At 65.6% G+C, this 24,019-nt stretch carries 23 protein-coding genes; 6 read left to right on the top strand and 17 right to left on the bottom strand.

Annotated elements, in window-relative coordinates; genetic code table 11:
* A partial coding sequence (gene rpsM / locus A3E77_RS03180; RefSeq protein ID WP_293643454.1) for a 30S ribosomal protein S13 occupies nucleotides 1-337 on the bottom strand: 337 nt, incomplete at its 3' end.
* A gap of 218 nt (nucleotides 338-555) precedes the next feature.
* Between rpsM and A3E77_RS03175 the strand changes: the two genes are divergently transcribed.
* Nucleotides 556-1,101 (top strand): TetR family transcriptional regulator, encoded by a 546-nt coding sequence (locus tag A3E77_RS03175; RefSeq protein WP_293643453.1) that lies wholly within the window; start codon nucleotides 556-558, stop codon nucleotides 1,099-1,101.
* Here the strand turns inward: A3E77_RS03175 and A3E77_RS03170 are convergent.
* The 14 genes from A3E77_RS03170 to A3E77_RS03105 form a co-directional block, all read right to left on the bottom strand.
* Nucleotides 1,076-1,489, bottom strand: a complete 414-nt coding sequence (locus tag A3E77_RS03170) for a hypothetical protein (protein ID WP_293643452.1) — start codon at nucleotides 1,487-1,489, stop codon at nucleotides 1,076-1,078. The genes A3E77_RS03175 and A3E77_RS03170 overlap by 26 nt on opposite strands.
* A gap of 68 nt (nucleotides 1,490-1,557) precedes the next feature.
* Complete coding sequence (locus A3E77_RS03165) at nucleotides 1,558-2,358, bottom strand: inositol monophosphatase family protein (protein WP_293643451.1); 801 nt, start codon at nucleotides 2,356-2,358, stop codon at nucleotides 1,558-1,560.
* Between the two features lie 10 nt (nucleotides 2,359-2,368).
* Nucleotides 2,369-3,712, bottom strand: coding sequence for a TldD/PmbA family protein (locus A3E77_RS03160; protein ID WP_293643450.1), 1,344 nt, complete (start codon nucleotides 3,710-3,712; stop codon nucleotides 2,369-2,371).
* A 48-nt stretch (nucleotides 3,713-3,760) separates the two neighbouring features.
* Complete coding sequence (locus tag A3E77_RS03155; RefSeq protein WP_293643449.1) at nucleotides 3,761-4,159, bottom strand: hypothetical protein; 399 nt, start codon at nucleotides 4,157-4,159, stop codon at nucleotides 3,761-3,763.
* A 209-nt stretch (nucleotides 4,160-4,368) separates the two neighbouring features.
* Nucleotides 4,369-5,850 (bottom strand): hypothetical protein, encoded by a 1,482-nt coding sequence (locus A3E77_RS03150; RefSeq protein WP_293643448.1) that lies wholly within the window; start codon nucleotides 5,848-5,850, stop codon nucleotides 4,369-4,371.
* A 330-nt stretch (nucleotides 5,851-6,180) separates the two neighbouring features.
* A complete protein-coding gene (locus A3E77_RS03145; protein WP_293643447.1) occupies nucleotides 6,181-6,783 on the bottom strand; it encodes a hypothetical protein in 603 nt (200 codons plus the stop codon).
* 74 nt (nucleotides 6,784-6,857) lie between these two features.
* The gene (locus tag A3E77_RS03140; RefSeq protein WP_293643446.1) at nucleotides 6,858-7,373 is read right to left on the bottom strand and encodes a demethoxyubiquinone hydroxylase family protein; all 516 of its coding nucleotides are present in this window, start codon (nucleotides 7,371-7,373) and stop codon (nucleotides 6,858-6,860) included.
* Nucleotides 7,370-7,852 (bottom strand): disulfide bond formation protein B, encoded by a 483-nt coding sequence (locus tag A3E77_RS03135; protein ID WP_293643445.1) that lies wholly within the window; start codon nucleotides 7,850-7,852, stop codon nucleotides 7,370-7,372. The genes A3E77_RS03140 and A3E77_RS03135 overlap by 4 nt, the downstream gene beginning before the upstream one ends.
* Nucleotides 7,853-7,970: 118 nt before the next feature.
* A complete protein-coding gene (locus tag A3E77_RS03130) occupies nucleotides 7,971-9,368 on the bottom strand; it encodes a S41 family peptidase (RefSeq protein ID WP_293643444.1) in 1,398 nt (465 codons plus the stop codon).
* A gap of 134 nt (nucleotides 9,369-9,502) precedes the next feature.
* Complete coding sequence (locus A3E77_RS03125; protein WP_293643443.1) at nucleotides 9,503-10,705, bottom strand: murein hydrolase activator EnvC family protein; 1,203 nt, start codon at nucleotides 10,703-10,705, stop codon at nucleotides 9,503-9,505.
* Between the two features lie 8 nt (nucleotides 10,706-10,713).
* Nucleotides 10,714-11,142, bottom strand: coding sequence for a 23S rRNA (pseudouridine(1915)-N(3))-methyltransferase RlmH (locus A3E77_RS03120; protein WP_293643442.1), 429 nt, complete (start codon nucleotides 11,140-11,142; stop codon nucleotides 10,714-10,716).
* A 45-nt stretch (nucleotides 11,143-11,187) separates the two neighbouring features.
* Nucleotides 11,188-11,619 carry a ribosome silencing factor gene (rsfS, locus tag A3E77_RS03115; RefSeq protein ID WP_458574406.1) on the bottom strand — a complete coding sequence of 144 codons (432 nt, stop codon included), beginning with the start codon at nucleotides 11,617-11,619 and terminating at the stop codon, nucleotides 11,188-11,190.
* Complete coding sequence (locus tag A3E77_RS03110; RefSeq protein WP_293643441.1) at nucleotides 11,583-12,293, bottom strand: nicotinate-nucleotide adenylyltransferase; 711 nt, start codon at nucleotides 12,291-12,293, stop codon at nucleotides 11,583-11,585. Before A3E77_RS03110 ends, rsfS begins: the two co-directional genes overlap by 37 nt.
* Nucleotides 12,257-13,543 (bottom strand): glutamate-5-semialdehyde dehydrogenase, encoded by a 1,287-nt coding sequence (locus tag A3E77_RS03105; RefSeq protein ID WP_293643440.1) that lies wholly within the window; start codon nucleotides 13,541-13,543, stop codon nucleotides 12,257-12,259. Before A3E77_RS03105 ends, A3E77_RS03110 begins: the two co-directional genes overlap by 37 nt.
* Before the next feature lie 78 nt (nucleotides 13,544-13,621).
* Here A3E77_RS03105 and A3E77_RS03100 point away from each other — a divergent pair, with 78 nt between their 5' ends.
* Both A3E77_RS03100 and A3E77_RS03095 read left to right on the top strand, forming a co-directional pair.
* A complete protein-coding gene (locus tag A3E77_RS03100; RefSeq protein WP_293643439.1) occupies nucleotides 13,622-14,746 on the top strand; it encodes a DUF3667 domain-containing protein in 1,125 nt (374 codons plus the stop codon).
* A 68-nt stretch (nucleotides 14,747-14,814) separates the two neighbouring features.
* Nucleotides 14,815-16,446, top strand: coding sequence for an alkaline phosphatase D family protein (locus A3E77_RS03095; RefSeq protein ID WP_293643438.1), 1,632 nt, complete (start codon nucleotides 14,815-14,817; stop codon nucleotides 16,444-16,446).
* Nucleotides 16,447-16,457: 11 nt separating this feature from the next.
* On the opposite strand, the gene A3E77_RS03090 is transcribed toward A3E77_RS03095, so the two are convergent.
* Nucleotides 16,458-17,381 carry a crotonase/enoyl-CoA hydratase family protein gene (locus A3E77_RS03090; protein ID WP_293643437.1) on the bottom strand — a complete coding sequence of 308 codons (924 nt, stop codon included), beginning with the start codon at nucleotides 17,379-17,381 and terminating at the stop codon, nucleotides 16,458-16,460.
* Between the two features lie 345 nt (nucleotides 17,382-17,726).
* Between A3E77_RS03090 and purC the strand changes: the two genes are divergently transcribed.
* Nucleotides 17,727-18,506, top strand: a complete 780-nt coding sequence (gene purC / locus A3E77_RS03085) for a phosphoribosylaminoimidazolesuccinocarboxamide synthase (protein WP_293643436.1) — start codon at nucleotides 17,727-17,729, stop codon at nucleotides 18,504-18,506.
* 117 nt (nucleotides 18,507-18,623) lie between these two features.
* Here purC and A3E77_RS03080 read toward each other — a convergent pair whose 3' ends face one another.
* A complete protein-coding gene (locus A3E77_RS03080; protein ID WP_293643435.1) occupies nucleotides 18,624-20,612 on the bottom strand; it encodes a lipoxygenase family protein in 1,989 nt (662 codons plus the stop codon).
* A 158-nt stretch (nucleotides 20,613-20,770) separates the two neighbouring features.
* On the opposite strand from A3E77_RS03080, the gene A3E77_RS03075 reads away from it, so the two are divergent.
* Both A3E77_RS03075 and A3E77_RS03070 read left to right on the top strand, forming a co-directional pair.
* Nucleotides 20,771-21,916 carry a GGDEF domain-containing protein gene (locus A3E77_RS03075; protein ID WP_293643434.1) on the top strand — a complete coding sequence of 382 codons (1,146 nt, stop codon included), beginning with the start codon at nucleotides 20,771-20,773 and terminating at the stop codon, nucleotides 21,914-21,916.
* A 42-nt stretch (nucleotides 21,917-21,958) separates the two neighbouring features.
* Nucleotides 21,959-24,019: M16 family metallopeptidase (locus A3E77_RS03070; RefSeq protein ID WP_293643433.1), on the top strand; the 2,061-nt coding region annotated here is incomplete at its 3' end.

Below are 24,019 nucleotides of genomic sequence, written 5' to 3'. Positions count from 1 at the left end.
TGCCCTTGCGGGTGCGCGCATTGGTGTGCGTGCGCTGGCCGCGGACCGGAAGACCCTTGCGATGACGCAGGCCGCGATAGCAGGCGAGGTCCATCAGGCGCTTGATGTTCATCGCCGTGTTGCGGCGAAGGTCACCCTCGACCGTGTGGTCGGCGTCGAGCGTTTCGCGGATCTGCAGGATTTCGGCGTCCGACAGGTCCTGAACGCGACGCGTGTGGTCGATGCCCAGCTTGTCGGCGATATCAACTGCAGTCTTGCGACCGATGCCGTGGATATAGGTGAGCGCGATGATTACGCGCTTGTTGGTGGGCAAATTGACGCCCGCGATACGTGCCATTGGGTACTTTCTCCTGCTCCACAGGGCCGGTGGCAATCGGCCCCATCTCAAAGCGTCTGATTTTCCAACGCAAAAAACGGACCACGATGCGCGCACAGGCGCTTCGCCGTCCGGTCAGGCTGTCGGAATGCTCGCGCAACTAAGGTGAGTCGCCCATTTTGTCAAGCGTTGCGCCGGGGATTTCCCCACGCCGAGGGATATGCCACAGCATCGAAGCCATGACCAGTGACGATCGCCTTTCCGCCCTGCTCGACCGACTTGCCGACTATGTCCTGGCGCATGGCCTGACGGCGTCGAGCCTGCGCCCGCTGGCACGAGCGGCGGGAACGAGCGACCGGATGCTGCTTTATTATTTCACCGACAAGGATGCGGTGATGGCAGCGACCGTCGAGCGGATCGCCGCGCGGATGACCGCGCTGCTCGCCGCCGCCGCACCACCGCAGCCATTGCCCTATGCGACGCTGCGGACCAGGCTTGCGGCGCAGCTGCGCGACCCGGCCTTATGGCCTTATATGCGGCTGTGGCTCGACATGGCGGCGCGTGCGGCGCATGGCGATGCGCTTTATGCTGGCGTTGGAGAGGGGATCGGGCGCGGTTTCCTTGCGTGGGCGGGCGAGCAGCTTGCCTGCGCGGCCGCCGATCGGCCCGCGCTGGCTGCACGATTGCTGACCGAGATCGAGGGCATGGTGTTGCTGACCAGCCTGGGGCTGGTCGACGCAGTCGATGCGGCGTTGTCGATCAGCGCGGGGCCGGAACCCGGTTGAGCCAGCAACCGATCGCGATTGCGACCGCGCCGCCCCACAGGATGACCGCGCCGGACGCCGCGGTCTGTTCGATCCCCGCGCCGTAAAGCTGCGGGATCATCGCCAGCGCGACGCCGTCGCATGCAATCGCCGCCGCTGTAACGACCGCGCTGCCCAGCGCCACCTGGTCGGCGGCGAGCCCCGCGATGCGGCGCACCAGCAGAATGACGGGGAAAGTCCCCGGCACCAGCGCGGCATAGAGCAGCGCGCGGTTGGCGCCATCGAACGCACCGATCGTGCCGACCCAGCGACAGATGAGCGCACCGACAAACCAAAACACGACCCCGGCCAGAATCAACCTTGCCATCTGGCCGCTGGAAAAGGGAAGGCGGGTCGGCGACGTGGACATCAAGAGTCTCCCTGTAGCAATTGCTACAATGTTCTCTATCAATTTGTAGCGAGTGCTACAAGCCCCGCTCAACGCGCCTCGGTCCGGGGGGCGATCTCGCTCGCGCGTGTCGCCAGCCGATGGACCACGGCGCGGTGGATGCCGGGGGCGCAGGCGATGACGCCAAAGGCTTGCGCACGCGGGGTGTTGAACTTGAGTGGCTCGCCAAAGGCATCGGTCACCGCGGCGCCTGCTTCGGCGGCGATCAGCGCCGCTGCGGCAACGTCCCACTCGAACCCCCAGCGTAGCGTCGCTACCAGGTCGGCGCGGTCGTCGGCGACCAGCGCCATGCGCAGCGCGATGCTGTTCGGCTTGGTCACCATGATCAGGTCGCGGTCGATCTTGGGCAGGCTGTCGGCAGGGACGCGGGATCCATCGAAGATCATCCGGCGGCTCGCACGCAGCGTCTCGCCGTTCAATGTCGCGCCCTTGCCCTTTTGCGCGACCCACAGCTCGTCGAGGGCCGGGGCATATAGGACGCCGAGTTCGGGCGTGCCGTCAACGACGAGCGCGACCGACACGCACCAGCCGGGTCGCCCGCGGATGAAGTCGCGAGTGCCGTCGATCGGGTCGACACACCACATCGCGCGGCATGCCAGCCGGTCTTCATTGTCGGCCGTCTCCTCGGACAGCCACCCCGCTTCGGGCACCATCGCGCCGAGCACCGCCTTGAGCCGTGCATCGACCGCCAGGTCGACGTCGCTGACCGGATTGTCGTGCGATTTATGCCACACATCGACCGGCCGACCCTCGCCGCGCCAGCGCGCCATCGCCATGTCGCCGACCTCGCGGGTCGCGGCAATCACGGCTTCCAGGTTGCGGCCAGGCACCGGCGGCGGCTCAGCTGCTGGCGACGGTCATGCCGTCGATGCGCAGCGTCGGTGCATTGGTGCCGTGACGAAACTCAAGGTCGTTCGCGGGGATGAGCGCGGCGAACATGTCGATCAGATTGCCCGCGATGGTGAACTCGGCGATCGGCCCGGCCAGCGCGCCGTTCTTGATCAGAAACCCCGATGCGCCGCGGCTGTAATCGCCGGTCACCGGGTTGACGCCGTGGCCGATCAGTTCGGTGACATAGACGCCGTCGGCGATACCCTCCATCAACCCGGCGGGCGTCACGCTGCCGGCTGCGAGGTGCAGGTTGCTCGCGGCGACGCCCGACGCCCCGCCGCCGCGGCTCGCATGGCCGGTCGGGGCCAAGCCCAGCTGCTTGGCCGAGGCGGTGTCGAGCAGCCAGCCGGTAATCTTGCCGCCCGCGACCAGATTGCGCGCGGCGGTCGGCAAGCCCTCGCCGTCGAAGGCGCGGCTGCGCAGCCCACGCGGGCGATGGGGCTCGTCGCGGATAACAATGCTGCTGTCGAACAGCATGCGATCTTCCTTGCCGAGCAGGAAGCTGGTGCCGCGCGCGATGGCGGGACCGGCGATGGCGCCAAGCAGGTGGCCGATAATGCCGCCGCTGACGCGTGGGTCGAGCAGCACCGGAAGCTTGCCGTTCGGCGCCTTGCCGGGATTGAGGCGTGCGACCGCGCGCGTACCCGCGCGCTGGCCGATGTCGGCGGCGCTTTCCAGGTCGGTCAGGTGGTGCGCGCTGTGCCAGCCATAGTCGCGCTGCATGGCCGCGCCCTCGCCCGCGATCACGCTCGCCGACAGGCTGTGGCCGCTCGACCCGTAACCGCCGGCAAAACCGTGGCTGGTCGCCAGCGCAAAGCGCGTGCGGCTGTGGCTCGCCGATCCGCCTTCGCTGTTGGTGATGCCGGGGACCGCGCGCGCTGCCTCTTCGGTCGCCAGCGCGGCTTCGCGCAAGGCGGCGGGATCGGCCTCGCTGCCATCGTCAAGGTCGAAATCGGGTGCTTCGCCCTTGAACAGCATGTCCTCAGGCGCCAATCCCGCATAGGGGTCTTCGGGCGCCTCGCGCGCCATCGCGACGCAGCGTTCGACCAGCTTCGCAAGTTCGCCCGCATCCATGTCGGCGGTCGACACGCTGGCGCTACGCTGGCCGACGAAGACGCGCAGCGAAATGTCCTGACCCTCGGACCGCTCGACATCCTCCAGCGCGCCAAGCCGCATCGAGACCGAGGTCGCGGCGTTGCAATAATAAAGCGCGTCGGCGGCATCGGCGCCAGCTTTTGCGGCGGCGTCGCACAGCATCTGTGCGCGATCGAGAGCTTCGGAAACGGTCAGCATGTCCGCGCCCTAACCGGCGCGGGGCGAAGCGTCAAAATCTAAGTCGGTTTAGCGGGTGATCGCGGCGATGGCGTCGGTGGCCGCCATCGCGCCGCTGATCCACAGGAAGGGCAGCGTCAGCGCGGCGACCCACAGGCGGCGGACATCGCGCCGAAAGCGCGCATGCAATCCCCAACTGGCGAGCGCCTGGCGGCTCAGGTGATACCAGCGCCGTTCGGTCGAGCGTGCGACGGGCAGCGCCAGTGCCAGCAACATGACGAGCGCCACGACGATGAAAGCGGACGGCGCGCCAGCGGCGACCGCGCCCATGACCAGCCAGATCTGAAGGGCGGCGAAAGCGAGCAGCGCGGCGGCGGCGTGCCAGGTCATTCGGCGGCCGAGACTGCGTGCCGCCGGCACGCTGGTTGCCGTGCGCCTCCACAGGCGCGGTCCGAATGCTGATGCCATGTTACAGCCCCCTTAGGCTGGCGATTCCCAGAACCGCACGTTTTGCCCCAAAAATTCCCAAGTCAAGACAGGTTGCCAGCGATTCGTTAATTTTTGCACTCAACTCGGCGCGAATTCCCAACCAAATCGGGTCGGGATGCAAAAATGCTGCAATAATGGTTCTTTGGGGAGAAATTTCCGGCTTTGTCCCTGTGCCTGCATCGCAACATTCACCACGCGATGGTGATGCCGCCTTCCGTGTAGCGATTTGCCAGCTCGTCGATGACGCGTTGCGCGGGGATCAGGCGCCACTCCATGCCTTGCAATTCTTGTGGAATCGCCGAGGCGTTCAGGAAACGGACGCGCATTTGCGATTCATAGCCCGAGTTCTGTTGATAGCCTCCACCGTAATAGCTCGTGACATTCGTCGTCCGCGCGATGCCGATCCGGCTCAGCAGAAGCAGGCTGTCATAACCTTCCTTTTTCGCCGTTAGCGCCGCGCCCAACATGGCGAGTTCCTCGACCGCCGCGATCGGCGCGAGCAGGTGCGTGTAGCGGATCGTCCATATATCGCTTTTGCCTTCGCGATCGCGCGTCAGGCCCGACGCGCTCAGGAAATATCCGTCGCCAGCGGGCTTTAGCCTCGGCACGACCTTTGGTGTCTCGGGGCGCGGCAGCAAGGCGATGACATCCTTGACCGGGAAGTCCAGCGCCGCGATCCGCTCGGCTTCCAGCCGATTCCTGATGCTCGCCAACGCGGTTTGTGCCTCTGCCTTTTCGGCGGGGTTTTCCTGAGGCACGTTCATCAAAATGTCCGGCGCAATGGGGAGGGTATCGAGCCGCATCTTCAAGAACGCGCTATGCGTCTCGCCGATCGGCTGGATCGTAACCCGCGGGCGAAAATTGATGGCGGCTTTCCACAACGCCAGCTCATCCTTCGCCTTGCGCGCGTACGGCAGGCGCCGTTCATATTCCTCTACATTTTTCTTCTTCGGTGGCCGGCCATCCGAGCGCGGCTGGGGCGGCGCCATAATCTCTTCGACTTCGGCATTGGCCTCGGTCAGCAGCGAGGCCGCGTGATCATTATGGCCGGTTACCGTGTCTGCGTAAGCCCAGGCACCGTAAAAGGTGCTGCGGAGGCCAATGCCGTCGAGCACATTCTGATCGGCGCCGTGCAAGGTCCACCCGCCGCGCTGCTTCGGCAAATCGAAGCTGACAACCGGCGCTATCGCACGCGCTTCGGCATAATTGCCATGCAGAAAATGCATCCAGAACAGCGAGCCGGCCTTTTCCGGCGACAGTGGGATTACATTTCGTATTTCCTGGCTTTGCCCCGAAAAGCTGGCATCCAGGTGCAGTTGCAGGCGTGTCGCCAATTGTTGGATGGACTGCGCGAAGGGGCGACCAGTTCGCAGGCGGTCGATCGCAGCTTTTGCTTCGTCCTTCCGCCCCGTGGCGATCAGCGCATAGGCACGTACCCCCTCATTGCCTGCGCCTATGCTTTGAGTGAAATAGCGGTCATCGTGCGCTGCGCCCAGCGCGCCACTCTCGGTGGTCAACGTCAGGGCCTGCTCGGGACGGTTGGCGGCAATGCTGTGCAGGGCTTTGGCCTGGATCAGATTCGCCCGCCGTAGCCAGAAGGCGTCAATCAAGCGTGCGTCGGCCAAAGCGCGATCGCAGGCGGCGACGCCTGTTTCGCCCCAGATCCACATCTCGCCGCGGCGAATATCGGCGGATCTTGTCCCGCCGAAAATGAAACTCTCCTGGGAGATTCCATCGACTTTGCCCTTCGGCGCGGCATAGCCGTCGCAACGGAAAAAGTCGGTATCGCTGGCCGATCCGGGGAGTGGCGCAGGTGCGGCCGTCTTGCTCGCACCGGCTTTCCCCGCATGTCCATTCTCGGATGCAGCCAGAACCGGAACGGCCGCAGTCAAAACGACTGGCAGCATGATTGCTGTTACGAACTTCACGCCGATCCCCCCGCTTCCCCAAGCAAGGGGCTAGTAAGGGAGGGGCCTGGAATCAACCGATATTATATCGGTTCAGCCCTGCGGCGGGGTCGGCAGCGGTTCGGCGTCGGCTTCGTCGGGCGCCGTGGGGGCGGGGGCCATTCCGCTGGCCTGGCGCTCCAGCTCTTCGGCGGCCTTCTGCCGTTCGGCGAGCGCGCGTTCCTCCGCGACGACCGCGGCTTCGACTTCGTCCGCCGCCGCGTCGATCCCGGCAAGGCGCTTGGCGCGTTCGTCGGCGATCATCGCCTGCCAGTCGGTCTTGTCCGCCGCTTTCTGCTCGGCCCGCGCACCGGCGACCAGCGCCTGTGTGCAGCCGGTGAACCCGCCAAGGCCGGTTGGCGAACAGCTGTCGGTGCCAAAGCGGCCGACGCGTTCCAGCGCCACGACCTTGTTAGCCCAAGCCTCGTTGCGCACGTCGAGCGGATTGCCGCGCAGCATCGGCGGGACGCGGTAACGCTCGGTTTCGGGCAGGCGGTTACAGACGACGATTTCGTCGGCGCTCGATTGTTCGCACTTGTCGTCGCCATAGACGATAACCTGGTTGATCTTTTCGGCGTCGACCGATTGCTGCGCCGCGGCGGGCACGGCGGCGGCGCTGCCGGCAAGGATCAGGGCGAACAGGGGAAAGCGGGTCATCGAATGTCCTTTGTCGTTTCAGTCGCCATGGCAGCTGCTGTCTGCATCCGTCGTGAACGGCGATGGCTATAATATCAGATACGTTTCGATAGCGCGATGGCTGCGCGGCAGCCGGCCCGGATCGCAAGGCTGAGCACCGGATAGCCCGGCGCACTCTCGGCGCCCGCGTTCAGCGCGGCTTCCTTATGCTCCAGCTCCTCGGCGCGAAATTCTTCCACCGCGGCGCTCAACTCGGGATCGCTGTCGCCCAGTTCGTCGAGCTGATGCTGGTAATGGCGGTCGATTTCGGTCTCGACGGCTGCGGTGCACGCCATTGCGGCGCGCGGTCCCATCGCGGCGGTCACCGCGCCGAGCGCAAAACCTGCGATGTTCCAGAAGGGCTGGAGGGCGGTCGGCCGCACCCCGCGCTGGACGATCATCGCGTCGAAGAATTTCCGGTGCCGCTCTTCCTGTTCGGCCATATGCGCGATTTCGCGCGCCATCGGGTGGCGGTCGCCCATCACCGCGAGCTGGCCGGCATAGATGCGCGTCGCGCCATATTCGCCGGCCTGGTCGACGCGGATCATCGATGCGGTGCGCTTGCCAGTCATGCCGCCGATGTGGTCTTTCGGCGCAGCAAGGTCAAGACGATCGCCGCCGCGCCGAGCGAGAAGATCGCGTTGAAGCCTGCGAGCGAAATGCCCAGCAGCGTCCATTGGGCGGTGTCGCAGCGGATCAGCGGCGCGTTCATGATCGCGTCGAGCGACACCGGCCCCGCCGACCCGGTCGCGCAGGTCGTGATGCCTTCCCAGAAGCCATATTCGACCCCGGCGTGAAAGACGCCGATCGCGCCGGAAATGGCGATGGCGACGGCTGCGAGCAGGGTGAGCGTCCGCATCGCGCTGTCGCTGCGGCGCAGCAACAGCGCCAGCAGCGCCAGTAGGATCGCGGCCTGGTGCGGCCACCGCTGCCAGTAACACATCTCGCACGGCGCCAGGCCAAAGCCATATTGCGAGAGTAGCGCGCCGCCATAAAGCAGCAGCGGTGCCGCGAGCGCGACGAGGGGCGCGGAAAGCCGCGAGTTCAGCATCAATCCATCCTCAAATCAAATCGTCATCCCGGCGAAGGCCGGGATCTCTCCGGTGCGCCAGAGTGCGGCGACGAGATCCCGGTCTTCGCCGGGATGACGGAAGGAAAAACATCGCCCCTCAGTTGCGAGCGGTCGGCTTGGCGGGCTTGACCGGCGGCTTGCCGCCCTGCGCCATGCGCGGCGCGACCGGGCTGATCCGCCCGATCGTCTGCAACGCATAGTGGAGCTGGAAGTCTTCGATTCCCTTGGCCTTCAGGTCGGCGGCGCTTGCGGTGAAACGCGGATCGGCCTTTTCATCCTTTTCGAGCAGTCCATTGTCGACCTTCTTTTCGTTCACCAGGTGGCGGCGCAGGTCGCTTTCGCGGAACTTCGGCCGCGACGCATAATCGGGATCGGACAATTGCGGGACGCGGATATCGGGTTCGATGCCGCCTTCCTGCACGCTCCGCCCCGACGGGGTGAAATAACGCGCGGTGGTCAGGCGCAGTGCCGTCGTGTCGGTCAGCGGCAGGACGGTTTGCACTGATCCCTTGCCAAAACTGCGTTCGCCCATGACGACCGCACGATGCTGGTCCTGCAAGGCGCCCGCGACGATTTCGGAGGCCGAGGCCGAGCCCGAGTCGATCAGCACGACTACAGGTGCGCCGCTGGCAACATCACCCGGTTCGGCGAAATAGCGTTCGATGTCGCCCTTCTTGCGGCCGCGCTGCGAAACGATCTCGCCGCGTTCGAGGAACAGGTCGCTGATCCCGACGGCTTCGTCGAGCAACCCGCCGGGGTTCGAGCGCAGGTCGAGAATCCAGCCGCGCGGTTTCTTGCCCAGCGATTTTTCCACCGCCATCATCGCGGCGCGCAGATCGGTGGTCGCATCGGCCGAGAAGCTGGCGACCGTCAGCACGCCGACATCGCCCGAAACTTCCCATTTCACGGGCTTCAGATCGATGATTTCGCGCGTCAGCGTGAGTTCCATCGGCTTGTCCTGCCCTTCGCGAACGACGGTGACGTCGATCTGGGTGCCCGGACGTCCGCGCATCTGTTCGACCGCCTCGTCGAGCGTCAGCCCAAAGATCAGTTCCTTGTTGATGTGGGTGATATAATCGCCTGCCTTGATCCCCGCCTTGTCGGCCGGGGTGTCGGCGGTCGGCGCGATGACCTTGACCACGCCGTCTTCCATCGTGACCGACAGGCCCAGCCCGCCATATTCGCCGTCGGTCTGGGTCCTGAGGTTCGAGAAACCGCGCGCGTCGAGATAACCCGAATGCGGATCGAGGCTGGCGAGCATGCCGTTGATCGCGCCCTCGATCAGCTTTGAATCGTCGACGGGTTCGACATAGTTGGACTTCACTTCGAGATAGACGTCCATGAAGCGCGAAATTTCTTCCTGCGTCTTGGAATCGACCGTCGCCATCGCGCCGGTGGCAAGCGGGACGAGCGCCAGCGTCGAGAGCGCGGCGGCCCCCTGCCACAAGGCAAAGCGGCGCTTCGGGGACGGGGCGATTCGGGTCGAGTCGGTCATCTGCATCTTTCAATCAGGCGAGAGCAACCCCGCCTTATAATCCCCGGCGCGCCATCCTCCTACGCAATTATGCGGGCGTCAAGCGGTGCGTTCCGATACGGGGCAGGGCCACAATCGCCGATGAACCGGCCGGATCAGCCGATCATCGCCACGATATCGACCGGATGTCCGCCGCGGCGAAGTTCGACTGTGACCCGGCTGTCGCCCGCCCCGGCGCGTCCGACCGGCGCCCCGGCGTCCACCGTATCACCGACGCCGACCGACAGTGCGATCATTCCCGTGAGCAGCGAGATCCAGCCGCCGCCATGGTCGATAATCACAATCTTGCCATAGCCGCGATAATCGCCCGCGAAGCCGACGCGGCCGGGCGCGGGGGCCACCACTTGTCCGCCGGCGCGCGCCGCGATCGTGATGCCGCGCGATCGAACGCCGCTCTCGTTGACCTCGCCCAGCCCCGCGACGATGCGCCCGACGACGGGCAGCCGGTATGCGCCGCGCGTCAGTTCGGCCTCGGCCGCGGCCGGCGGCGCGGCGCCGGACACGCCCCGGAGCGGATCGCGCGGGCGCGGCAACGGCCCCGCGAGCCGTGCAAGCTCGGCGCGCACGGCGCCATCGGCTTCGAGGCTGTCCATGAGGTCGACGATGTCGCGTGCCTTTTCGCCCAGTCCCAGCGCGCGGTCGGCCTCGAGCTGCGCGCTGCTCAACAGCTCGCGCGACCGCAGCCGCCCCTCATTTTCCAATCGCGTCAGCGCGTCGCGGCGGTGCGCGAGTTGCGCCTTGCTCGCCGCCAGCGCCTTCAGCGCCAGCGCCTGTTGGCGCCGCGTCGTGTCGAGCAGCGTCAGTTCGCGGCGAACCCCCGCGGTGCGCCGCTCGATCACCGGCATCGCGGCGTCGATCACCGCGCGGGCGTGCACCATGTCGGACAGCGAGCCCGGCTGTGCGAGCACGCTGACCGGCGGTTGACGGCTGAGTTGCTGGAGCGAGGCGGCCAGTTCGAGCAGGGGCTGCTGCTGTTCGGCCAGCCGCGCGCGCCGTGCCGACAGCCGGCGACTGACGAGCGCGACGCGCGCTTCGCCGGCGCTGATGTCCGCCTCGGCCGACTGGATGCGCGCGGCGAGCGCTGCGCTGCGCTTTTTCAGCCGGTCGGCCTCGTCCGTCGCGGCCACGGCCTGTTTTTCGAGCAAGGCGCTGCGGGCCATCGCCTGCGCCGACTGCTGTTTGGCGTCGATGAGCTGCACGCGTTCGCGCGCGGCGATAGCGGTGGGATCGAAAATGTCGCTTTGCGCCAGTGCGAGCGCGCCGCCGGCAAAGACGGCGATGGTCGCGGCGGCGGCCATCACCCGCCTCATTGCCGACCCTCGCGGTGATAGGGATGACCCGCGACGATGCTGGTCGCACGCCACAATTGTTCGGCGAGCATCGCGCGCGCCATCAGATGCGGCCAGGTGGCGCGGCCAAAGGCGATGACCTTGTCGGCACCCTCGCGCTCTTCGGGCGTAAATCCGTCGGCGGCGCCTAGACAAAAGCGCGTCTCGCGCACGCCCCCGTCGCGCCATTTTTCGAGCAATTTGGCAAATTCCAGCGACGACATCTGATCGCCGCCCTCGTCGAGCAATATGGTGCGGCTGTTGTCGGCCGCGACGGGCATCCGGCCGCCGGTATCGGGAAGTTCCGAAATCTTCTGCGCCCAGGTCACGCGCTTCATATATCGCTCGACCAGCTCGGCCTCCGGCCCGCGTCCGATGCGCCCGCGCGCGATGATGTGCAGCAACATGGGTTTTTGCTTCTGTCGGGCTTTAGGCCGAACAGATCAAAAACGTCAATTCGCGGCTGCGACCGGCGGCGCGTCGCCGAACGACCACATGCGCTCAAGGTTGTAGAAGCTGCGAACCTCGGGCCGGAACAGGTGGACGATGACGTCACCTGCATCGAGCAGCACCCAATCGGCGTTGGGCAATCCTTCGACGCGAACCGGACGGCCCGCTTCCTGCTTGATCCGTTGTGCCAGTTTTTCGGCGATCGCCGAGACATGGCGCGTCGATCGGCCGCTCGCGATCACCATGTGATCGGCGATGCTGCTTTTGCCGGCAAGCGGGATGGAAATGGTTTCCTGGGCCTGGTCCTCGTCCAGCTGGTGGAGGATCAGCGCGTGGAGCGCGTCCACGCTGTCATTGGCGGGTGCGGCGCCCGGCGCGGCCCCCTGGGTGGCGGAGATCAAATGCGTCCTTTCCTGTTCGGTTCCACCAGCCATGAACGGGTGATCGGGTCGCGCAAAGCGCGGCCTTCATAGCGTTCAAACCAGCGGGGGTTGGCCTGCCGTATCGCAGTTGCGGATCGCACATCGGGCGAAAAACGCAGGAACACGAGGGCGGGCGGTCTCCAGTCTGTCCAATAACTCTTCTGGTCTGCGGGCCGGACAAATCGCCGCAGCCATCCCATCGCACGTCTTGCATGGGCACGGCCGTTATAGCCCGGACGCGCGACAACCGCAATCGGCATCAATCGCGCGATTCCCCGCCAGTCGCGCCATTGGGGCAATTGGACCAGATTGTCGGCGCCCATGATCCAGATGAACTGCCGATCGGGGTAAAGGCGGACAAGTTTTTTGAGCGTGTCGATCGTGTAGCGCGTGCCCAGCTCGGCCTCGATCGCGGTCGCGCGAATCGGTGCGCGGCGCGCCATGCGCCGTGCCGAAGCGAGCCGCGCAGGGAGCGAAGCCATGCCCGCCTTGGGTTTCAGCGGGTTGCCCGGCGACACCAGCCACCACAGTTCGGCCAGCCCAAGCGCATCGATCGCGTTCAAACTGATTGCGCGATGCCCACCATGCGCGGGATTGAAGCTGCCGCCGAGGAGGCCGGTGGGAATACGCCCCGATCTGGCTGGACGAGTCAGGGCCGGACCTGTCCTGTCCCGCGCACCAGCCATTTATAGGTGGTGAGTCCTTCGAGTGCGACCGGCCCCCGCGCGTGGAGGCGGCCGGTGGCGATGCCGATTTCGGCGCCAAGGCCGAATTCGCCGCCATCGGCGAACTGCGTCGAGGCGTTGTGCATGACGATCGCGCTGTCGACGCCGGTCAGGAAGCGTTCGGCGGTCGCGGCATCCTCGGTGACGATCGCGTCGGTGTGGCGGCTCGAATGCGCGTCGATATGCGCCAGCGCGCCGGTGAGGCCATCGACTTGTCCGATCGACACGATCGCGTCGAGATATTCGGAGTCCCAGTCGCCGTTGCTTGCGGGCTCGACATGCGGGCTGAGCGCGGCGATGCCCTTGTCGCCGCGCACCTCGCATCCGGCCGCGACCAGCGCGTCGATGATGCCCAGCGGCGCGGGATAGGCGCGGTCGATCAATATCGTCTCGACGGAGCCGCAGACGCCGGTGCGCCGCATCTTTGCGTTGATGGCGAGCTCCACGGCCTTCGCAGGATCGGCGGCACCGTCGATATAGAGGTGATTGATCCCGTCGAGATGCGCGAGCACGGGCACCCGCGCCTCGTCCTGCACCCGCGCGACAAGCCCCTTGCCGCCGCGCGGAATGATGATGTCGATCAACCCCTGCGCGCGCAGCATCGCGCCGACCGCGGCGCGGTCCTGCGTCGGGACGAGTTGCACCGCGTCGGCGGGCAGTCCGGCCTCGACCAGCCCCGCAGCGAAGGCCGCGTGGATCGCGCGGTTGGAATGCACGGCCTCGCTGCCGCCGCGCAGGATCACCGCATTGCCCGACATCAGTCCGAGCGCCGCGGCGTCGGCGGTCACATTGGGGCGGCTTTCATAGATGATGCCGACGACGCCCAGCGGGACGCGCACACGGCTCAGCACCAGCCCGTTGGGGCGCGTCACGCGCTCGATCTCAGCGCCCGCAGGGTCGGGCAGCCTTGCCACATCGTCGATCGCATCGGCGATCGCGGCCAGCCGACCCTCGTCGAGCCGCAGCCGGTCGAGCATCGCGCCCGACAGTCCTCCCGTACGCCCCGCCGCCATATCCTGGGCATTGGCTGCCAATATGTCGGAGGCGTGGGCGCGGATCTGGGCTGCCGCCGCGTGCAACGCCGCGGCCTTGTTCGCCGTTGGCGTCAGCGCGAGCTGCTTCGCCGCGGCGCGCGCATGCGCGCCCATGTCGGCGATCAGGGCGGCGGCGTCGCCGGGCATCGGCGGGGCGGTCAGGGCTTCGGCGTTCATCGCGTCGCCCTACCACGCTTTGCGCGGCCCGCGAAAGTCCCGTTGCGCCGCATCTCGCACCGCTTTAGGCAGGGCGCCATGAGCGGGGACATCGAAGGTATCGGGGCGGCGGTGACCGCGGGTTTGGCGGGGCGCGTGGTCGAGCCGCGGCACGGCGGAACGCGCGTGGTGAAGGGCCACGAACGCTGCCTGAATTGCGGCACCAGCCTGGCGGGGCCACACTGCCACCATTGCGGTCAGCGCGCCGATGTGCATCGCAGCTTCGGTGCGATCGGGCATGACCTGGTCCATGCGATCTTTCATTTCGAGGGCAAGATCTGGAACACGCTGCCGCTGCTGGCGTGGCGTCCCGGCGACCTGACGCGGCGCTATATCGACGGCGAACGCGCGCGCTTCATCTCGCCGCTCGCGCTGTTCCTGTTTGCCGTGTTCCTGACCTATGCGGTGCTGGCGATGCTCGGCAGCGGGGGCGGAGTCGGCGAAGAAATCGCCAAGGCGGCGGCCGAGCAGACGCGGTCGAACGCGCTCAAGGAGAGTTTCGCGATCGAAGCCGATCGCATCGAAGCGCGGCTGGCAAGCAAAACGCTGGCTGCGGCTGACCGGCAAATGCTTGAGGACGAGCGCGCCACACTTCAGAAAAGCGCGGACTATCTGGGCGTCGCGCGGCGCCTGAGTCAGGAGGAAATCGACAAGGGGCCGCCCGTTCTGGAAAGTCCGGTCGAACAGGTGATGACCGGCGCCGATTTCCTGTCGCGCACCAAGGTCGATACGGGGGTGCCGTTCATTGATGAAAGCCTGCAAAAGGCGATCGCGAACCCCGCGCTGATTTTTTACAAGCTTCAGGCGAATGCGTATAAATTCGCCTGGGCGCTGATCCCGATGTCACTGCCGTTCATGTGGCTGCTCTATCCGTTCAGCCGCCGTTTCCACACCTATGATCATTTTGTGTTCGTGACCTATTCGATCAGCTTCATGCTGCTGATGTTTGTGGTGGTGCGGCTGTTCAACCTTACGATTTTCGGCGACGTCGCGACCGCCTTTGCGATGCTCTACATGCCTTTCCACATGTATCGACAGCTGCGCGGCGCGTATCGATCGTCACGCATCGGGGCGTTTGTCCGTACCAATTTATTACTGTTTTTCAGCATGTTTTCGGTGATGATGTTCATGTTCCTGCTGCTCGCGCTCGGGGTGATGGGTTAATTTAAAGCGCGCGCCGAATCGTAACAAAGGCCGGGCAAAGAACCCGCCGATCGACGAGGAGAATTGTGATGCATCATCATTGGGGCGCGATGGAACGGCGACTGCTGATAAAACTGGGGACGACGGGCCTCGCGGCGCTGTCGCTGCCCGGCGCGGCCGCCGCGATGATGGCGCAGGGCTTCACCCACGGCGTTGCGAGCGGCGAGCCGGGCGCCAATTCGGTGCTGCTCTGGACGCGCTATGCCGCGGCGAACGACACCGTTCTGACGGCCGAATTGTCCGAAAGCGCCGACTTCGCGCGGATCGTCGGCGGCGGCAGCGTGACGGCCAGCGGCGACCGCGATCATACCGCCAAAATTGTCGTTGACGGGCTCCAGCCCGGCCGGTGGTACTTCTACCGCTTCGTCGCGCCCAACGGGACGAAGTCGATCACCGGCCGGACGCGCACCTTGCCCGCCGGGCCGACCAGCGCCTTCACTCTCGCGCTCTTTTCCTGCTCGAACCTGCCGTTTGGCTGGTTCAACGCTTATGCCCATGCGACGGCGCGCGGCGATATCGACCTGGTCGCGCACGTCGGCGACTATCTCTATGAATATCCCGCTGGCAATTATCCCTCGCAGAAGCAAATGCTTCCGGGACGCGAGATCCAGCCGGCGCACGAGATTGTCGCGCTCGCCGATTATCGACTGCGCTATGCCGCCTATCGCGCCGACGCCGACCTGCAACGATTGCATCAGCTGTTCCCCATGATCGCCCAGTGGGACGATCATGAATTCACCAACGACGCGTGGAAGGGCGGCGCCCAAAACCATAATGAAGGCGAGGGCGAGTGGACGGCGCGCATGGCGGCGGCCGAGCGGGCGTATCGCGAATGGATGCCCGTCGCCGACACGCGGTGGCGCGATTACCAGGTCGGCGATCTCGCCACGATCTTTCTTCCCGAAACGCGCGTCACGGCGCGCGACCGCCAGTTCGAGGTCGACGAGATCATCGCGGGTGGCGGTAATGCCGCGGCAACGCTCAAGACTTTTGCGGAGACAAGCTATCGCGATCCCGCGCGTCAGATGCTCGGCGCCGAACAGGAAAAATGGCTGTTCGACGGCTTCGCCGCCTCGACGAAGGCCGGGACGCGCTGGCAGGTCTGCGCGCAGCAAGTCGTGATGGGCACGATCTTTACCCCGCCCGAAACGCGCGACTGGTTCGGCGGCGAGCAGCCGGATTATGTCCGCCGCCGCGTCGAGGCGGGACAATTGGCGGCGAAGGCCGGACTGCCGCTCAACCTCGATGCGTGGGACGGCTATCCTGCGGCGCGCAGCCGCTTGCTGGCCGCGGCGCAGCGCGCCGACGCCGACCTCGTCACGCTGACCGGCGACACACATAATGCCTGGGCGCTGGACCTGGCCGAGGACGGCCGGCCGGCGGGCATCGAAATCGCGGGCCACAGCGTCACGTCGCCCGGCTTTGAATCCTATATCAAGGGCGTCGCCGACGACGCGCGCGTTGCGGCGCTGCGCCGTTCATCGCCGCAGCTCCAATGGGCGAATACCGAAGATCGCGGCTATGTGACCGTGCAGATGACGCGCGATCGCGTCACCGCCAACTGGCACAATGTCGAAACGATCCGCACCCACACGCCAAAGCTGAAAGGGACGCACAGCATGACCGCGGCGCGGGGGCGGCGAAAATATGACGCCGCCTGACCGGGTGCGCCTCAACTATAAGGCGGGGCATCCTCGAACTCGGCGAACCAGGGATAGTCGTTCGCGACGCTGACGGTGAAATTCGCGGGGCGCTTTTCGAGGAAGCTCGACACGCCCTCTGCCGCATCGGCGCTGCGCCCGCGCGCAAAGATCGCCCGGCTGTCCCAGCGGTGGGCGCTCATCGGGTGCGGCGCGCCGAGCATCCGCCACAGCATGTGCCGCGTCAGCGCGACCGACACCGGCGCGCTGTGATCGGTCAGCTCGCGCGCCTTGGCGATCGCCGCGTCGACCAGCGCGCCGGGCGCGTGGACCGATTGGACCAGTCCTTTTTCATGCGCTTCGGCGGCATCGATCAGGCGGCCCGAATAGCACCAGTCGACCGCGTTCTGGATGCCGACGAGGCGCGGCAGGAACCAGCTCGACGCGGCTTCGGGCACGATCCCGCGGCGCGCAAAGACAAAGCCGTAGCGCGCCGTTTCGCTGGCGAGCCGCGCGTCCATCGACAGGGTCATCGTCGCACCGATGCCGACCGCGGCGCCGTTGATTGCGCCGAGCACGGGTTTTTTGCAGTCAAAGATGCGCATCGACACGCGGCCGCCCGAATCGCGGATCAGCGGGTGCGACCAGTCGATTGTGCCGTCCTCGGCGACAGGACTTGCCGACATGCCATCGGGCAGGATCGCCTGCTTGTCGGTGCGCTTGTCATAATCAAAGGTCGCGGCGCCCTGGCCCAGGTCGGCACCGGCGCAATAGGCACGGTCGCCCGATCCGGTAAAGATCACCGCGCGCACGCCGTCGTCGGCATCACATTCGTCGAGCGCGGCGACGATTTCGAGCATCATCTCCGTAGTAAAAGCGTTCATCCGGTCCGGCCGGTGGAGCGTCAGCAGCGCGATGCCCTCGTGGCGGTCGAGGCGAATCTGATCGAAGCTCATCATCTCTCTCCTTCGTTGGCGGGCATGGTTGCAAGCGACGCGGGGGATGGCAAGCTCTAGTTGACGTAAACGTAAAGGAATATCCTCGCTGTTCCGAAGGCATGGGCAGGGGGATCGCCGCGAAGCGGTGGCGGAGGGGCGAGACGGAGCCTCATGCCCCTCCGTCAGCGGCTGCGCCGCTGCCACCTCCCCATCGCTTCGCGACAGGGAGGATCATTGGCGATGCTGGGGATGACGCGCCGCCGCTTTGTCGCTATAGGCGCCCCCACCGCCCCGGCGCCGCGCCTCCTTCTGAGTCGCTTTGCCGGGGTCATTCATTTGGTTCCGACAGAAAGTTTGAACGCCATGGCCCGTCGCCGCCAGATTTACGAAGGCAAAGCGAAGATCCTGTACGAAGGCCCCGAACCGGGCACGCTGATCCAATATTTCAAGGATGATGCGACCGCGTTCAACGCACAGAAGCGCGGGACGATCAACGGCAAGGGCGTGCTGAACAACCGGATTTCGGAGCATGTTTTCACGTTGCTCGGCAACATCGGCGTGCCGACCCACTTCATTCGCCGCCTGAACATGCGCGAACAGCTGATCCGGCAGGTTGAAATCGTGCCGATCGAGGTGATCGTCCGCAACGTCGCCGCGGGCACGCTGTCAAAGCGCCTTGGCATCGAGGAGGGGACGCAGCTTCCCCGCACGCTGATCGAGTATTGCTACAAGGACGATGCGCTGGGTGATCCGCTGGTCGCCGAGGAACATATCGCCTGCTTCAACTGGTGCAGCCAGGACGAGCTCCACGACATCCAGGACATGGCGATCCGCATCAATGACTTCATGTCGGGCATGTTCGCCGCGGTCGGCATCCGCCTCGTCGATTTCAAGCTTGAGTTCGGTCGCCTTTATGAAGGCGATTTCAGCCGCATCATCCTGGCCGACGAGATCAGCCCCGACGGTTGCCGCCTGTGGGACATGACGACGAACGAAAAGCTCGACAAGGACCGCTTCCGCCGCGACCTCGGCGGCGAAGTCGAAGCCTATCAGGAAGTCGCGCGCCGATTGGGCCTGATGCCCGAGGGCGGTGAGAATGCGGTGCTCGATCTCGACAGCCACCGGAAGAAAAAGGGCAGCTAAGTTTAGCTCAGCCCCCTTTTCCGTTCGCATCGAGCGAAGTCGAGATGCCCATCAGTCGCGCACGCCTTCGGGGTGTCTCGACTTCGCTCGACACGAACGGGTTGGGTCTGCGTTTGATCAAATATTGATGCTCGTCGGAATCAAACTCGGTTGCAGATAGGGATAAGGCTGCATCCGCTCCGCATTGCGCGCCGCGATCTCCGCCTCGACGCCCTGTAGCGCCGCCTGGAACCACGCGAGCGGCCCCTCCGCGCCGGTCACGCGCGGGTCCTGGAACCACAGCGGATAGGGGAAGGCGTTGCTGCGATAATCGCCGAGCGGGCGATAATGCACCGACCCCAGCAGTTCGAGCACGTTCAATTGTTCGAGCGCGAGCGCCATTGGCGGCATCATCGCCAGCCAGCCGGACTTGTCGTGCCCGCGCTGGCCGTTCGGCGCCGCCTGCCAGCCCGCGCCGGTGATCGCGGGGGCGAACGCCATGATGTCCTTTTGCGGGAAATTGACCGCGGCGTGTTGCGCGCTCGCGGTAAACATAACCATCGTGCAGATTTCGGCGAGCTGCGCGCGCGTCGTCACGGGGCCGAAGCCTTTGATCTTCGCTTCGCCGGCCAGGCAGTCGGCCCAGGCTGCCAGCTCGCCGTCGGCGACGACATCGGCGTCGTGGGCATAATAGAGCCCCACATATTGCCGCGCCCATTCGTGGATCGCGCCCCAGACGAGCAGGGCGTCGTCGCGATACGGATAATCCTCGAGCGCCGAATCGACCCCGACCCCGCGCGCGGCCAGGTCGGCGGGCAGCATCTTGCCATAAAAATCGAACGCCAGCCGCGCATCGACCGCGGCAAGCTGGCTCGACGTGATCGTGCCGGCGAATATATGGTCGATCGGGCCGTCCGCTGCGATCAGCGACGTCGCGGCCGCTTCGTTGATGAACAAGGTTCCCTCGAAATGCGGGACCAGCAGCGCCCAGATCGGATGGATTTCGGCAAGGTGACGATGCGTCGCGACGGCAAAAGCCTCGATGACCAGATGCGTGCGCGCCAGATGCGTGAAAAGTTCGTGATAATTTCCGTCGGCGACCTCGACAACGAACTTCGCCATCTCCCACCCCCATTGCTTGTCGGCCACGGGTGAGGGGGTGAAGATCGCATTGTCGATCGGGTCCTGCCCGCACTGGATCGCAACGGGAACCAGCGACGATCCACCGGGCGGGATCGCGAACAGTGCCATCGGTTGCCAGGCATATTTGGCGAGGGAGCCATAGGTGCCGGGATCGAGCACCTCGAGCGGTTTGTAATCGAGCAGGAACAGGCGCCCGTCGGCGAGCGCGGCGCCCAGCGTGTCGCCCCCGACCACCGCGCTATATTTGGCGGCGCTCAGCGGGAAATTGGGCGGCAGCGTGTCGCCGACCGCGGTGATCAGCATGTTGTTTGGGCCCTGAACGCGCAGCCGCGCGAATGTGCTGTCGTCCTGGAACATATAGCTGACTCCCGGAACGGGCAGCGTCGCAAAGAGCGCCCGATAGGCTTCGACGCTACGGGGGGTTTTGCTGCCCAGCTGTTCGGCGTCCTCGACCTTCATCAGCTCTTCGAGCCGCTCTTTATAGCCTTTGAGCAAAGCGACATGCGCGTCGTGCTCGGCCGCGGCGACGGCATGTTCGACGTCGCCGACGATGCGGCTGAAGATAGTGCCGCCGGTGTGGACGCCATGCTCCGCGGCGATCTTGGCGGCCGAGGCTTCGATCGCGTCGCATTCGACCAAGGCGGCCTCATATTGCGCGCGCGGACTGTCGAGTTCGCCCTTGTCGACGCCGCCCAGTTTCACCGTCAGCGCGTTGCGCACGATGTCCAGTGCAACGCCGATCAGGATCACGAACCAGGCGATCGTCGGCTCGTCATTCTTGGGCACCTGGGTCGCAAGGGGGACGCCGGGCAGCGTCGGAACGTCGGTCGTCCAACGATAGACCAATCGGGTCGCGGCCAGTTGCGCGGCGCGCTCCGCCTGCTGCGCCGGGGTGTCGTCCTGCGGCAAGCTCGGGTCGCTGGCGGGCATCGGGACTGCGGGCGCAGCGGTCGGCGCGGTCAGCGGCGGCATCGGATAGGACATGGCAAGGCTCCTGTCGGGCGCGAAAAATCGGCGCCGCTTGTCGCCGGACATGGTTAATATTTCGCAAGCCATTCCCATCCACCGCATGCTTAGGTGCGTGATAAGACAAGGTTTCGATCCTTAACCCCTGCTTTACCCGTGCTTGCTATCCCGCCGTCATGACGGGGGTCTATCACTGGTTGCGCACGCGCTTTTTTCCGCCGATTCCGGATGCGATTCGGGACGACGTCGCGTTGCTGCGCGCCAATCGCATCGAAACGCTGACCCCGATGTTGTTCCTGATGCTCGCAGCGACGACGCCGACCGCGATCTATGCGGGGGTGGACACGGTGCATCCGGTGATCCGTATCGGATTCCCCGTGACGCTCGCCATCGTCGGTGTGCTTGGTTTCCTGTTCCTGATGCACAATCGGGGGCGGCGGATGAGCGTGCGGCGCGCGCGGCGGATGATTGTCGAATCGACCTGGCTGTCGGGGGCCACCGGCGCGATGTGCAGCTGCTGGACGGTGGTCAACTGGCTGGCGGCGCCCGCTGCCACGCACAGCTATTACGCGATGATCATGGCGATGGGCTCGCTCGCGACCGCCTATTGCCTGTCGTCGGTTCGCTTCGCGACCTTCGTCAACCTGCTCATCGGCCTCGGGCCGATCTCGGCCCTGATGCTGACGTCGGGGATCGCGCCTGAAATTGCGGCGGGGACCAGCCTGGTTGTTGCGACGATCTTCCTCCTGCGCATGATCCTGCAACAGCATGATCAGTTGATCGACCTGCTCGCACTCCAGCACCAGATGCGCGACCTCGCGCATACCGACCCGCTGACCGGCGTCGCGAACCGCCGCGCGTTCGACTTGCGGCTCGACGAAGAAATTGCGAAGGGCGAAGAATCCAGCCCCTTTGCGATCGCCTTGCTCGACCTCAACGGCTTCAAACCGATCAACGACCAGCACGGCCATGCCATCGGCGACGGCGTTTTGTGCGAACTCGCCGAACGGCTGCGCCGGGCGTGCGGCGATCACGCCGTCGTTGCGCGCCAGGGCGGCGACGAGTTCGCGATCCTCGTCCCCGCCGGATCGCCGCTGCTCGGCACGGCCATCGCCGACCATATCCTCGCGGCGCTTGCCGCGCCCTATCGCATCGGTGGGCAGACGATCGGCGTCGGCGCGGGCATCGGCACCGCCCGGTGGCCCGAGCACGGCGACAGCGCGCGCAAATTACTGGAAATCGCGGACCGTGCGCTTTACGCCGCCAAGGCCGCCGAGCGCGGTTTGACGTCGTCTGTCGAAAGCATCGGCCGCGTCGCGTAACGATGGCTTGACCGGCCGCGGGGTCGCGGTCACATCTTGCCAATGACCAAATCCCTTGTCCGGCGTGTTTCGACCGCGCTGTCGCCCCTCGTTTTCCTCATCGCCAGCACCGCTCCGACCTATGCGAAGGACAGTCCGGTCGCGGCGCCCGCGGCGGTCAATCCGCAGGGCGCGGCGGCCAAGGCATGGAACTTTGCGGCGAGCGATGTGCCGGTCGACCCGAACATCGTCTTTGGCGTGCTGCCCAACGGGATGAAATATGCGCTGCTGAAAAACAGCACGCCCAAGGACAGCGTGGTCCTGCGGATGCGCTTTGCGGTCGGCAGCTTTGCCGAGGCGGAGGACCAGCGCGGCCTTGCGCATTTCCTCGAACATATGGCGTTCAATGGATCGAAGGGCGTGCCCGAAGGAGAGATGATCAAGTTGCTCGAGCGCAAGGGCCTTGCCTTCGGCGCCGACACCAACGCCTCGACCGGGTTTGACGAGACGATCTATAAGCTCGACCTGCCCAACGCATCCGACGACCTGATCGACACCGGGCTGATGCTGATGCGCGAAACGGGAAGCGAACTGACCATCGATCCCGCCGCGGTCGACCGCGAACGCGGCATCATCCTGTCCGAACGGCGCGCGCGCGATACGTATCAACTGCGCAACCTGATCGACCAGCTCGATTTCCAGATGCAGGGGATGACGGTGGCGAACCGCATTCCTGTCGGCACCGAAGAGGTGATCAAGACCGCACCCGCTGCCCGCCTGCGCGATCTTTACGACCGCTATTACCGTCCCGAACGCGCAACTTTGGTCATGGTCGGCGATTTCGACCCCGCGGCGGTCGAGGCGAAGATCAAAGCGCGCTTTTCGGACTGGCAGGGCCGCGGCCCCGCGGGCGGCGATCCCGCCATCGGCAATGTCGATTATGCCCGCGCCGCGGCGGCCGACGATTTCATCGATCCCGCGATCCAGGATATGGTGACGATCGCAGCCTTCAAACCGTGGACCCTCGAACCCGATAGCAAGGCAAAGCGTGCGCGAAAGCTGGCCGAGGATATCGGCGAGGCGATCGTCAGCCGTCGCCTCGCCAAGATCGCGCTCAACGAGGATTCGCCGATCCTCACCGGCTATTTCAGCGATGCGGAGGGCTGGAAGACATTCGACCAGGTCACCGTCGGCGCGGTTGCCAAGGAAGGCGCATGGAAGGATGCGCTTGCCCTCGTCGAGCAAGAACAGCGCCGCGCCATCGAGCATGGCTTTACGCAGGCGGAGGTCGATGAACAGCTGGCGAACCGCCGCACCGCGCTCAGGAATGCGGTCGCAGGCGTGACGACGCGGCGCAGCGATGCGCTTGCCGACTCGCTGGTCGGCGCGGCCGAGGGCGATTTTGTCGTTGTCCGCCCCGAAACCTCGCAGGCGCTGTTCGATGCGACCGCTCCGTCGCTGACCGCCGCCGCGGTGACGGGCGCGTTTCGCAAACGCATGGAGGGGTTGAGCGCCCCGCTCACGCGCGTCTCGGCGAAAAAGCCGATCGACGGCGGTGCCGACGCGATCCTTGCGGCGCTGCGGGCATCGAGCACGGTCGCGGTCGCGGCGCCGACCGAAGCGGCGAATGCGGCTTTCGCCTACGACAAATTCGGCACGCCGGGCAAAATCGTCAGCGACGAACGCGTCGAGGATCTTGGCATTCGGCGCGTGCGCTTTGCCAATAATGTCATGCTGAACATCAAGACGACCGATTTTCAAAAGGACAAGGTCATGCTGTCGCTGCGCGTCGACGGCGGCAGCCTGCTGGCGACGCGCGACGACCCGACGAAGGTGTCGCTTGCCAGCTCGATCATGCTCGGCGGGCTGGAAGCGCACAGCGTCGACGAATTGCGGTCGGTCCTTGCCGGCAAGACGGTCAGCCCCGGTTTCGGGATGGGCACCGACAGCTTCGGCGGCAGCGCGCTGACGTCGCCCGAAGATTTCGCGCTCCAGGCCAAGCTGATGGCAGCGTTCCTGACGCACCCCGGCTTTCGCCCGGATGGACTGGCGCTGATCCGCCGCGTGCTGCCGCAGCAATATGCCGCGAACGACGCGACCCCGGCGGCGGTGATCGGCCGTGAT

Origin of the sequence: Sphingopyxis sp. RIFCSPHIGHO2_12_FULL_65_19, from assembly GCF_001830555.1 — a bacterium.
Classification (GTDB): Bacteria; Pseudomonadota; Alphaproteobacteria; order Sphingomonadales; family Sphingomonadaceae; genus Sphingopyxis.
Note: the sequence above shows the minus strand (reverse complement) of the source record. Positions and strands in the feature narration are given on the sequence as shown.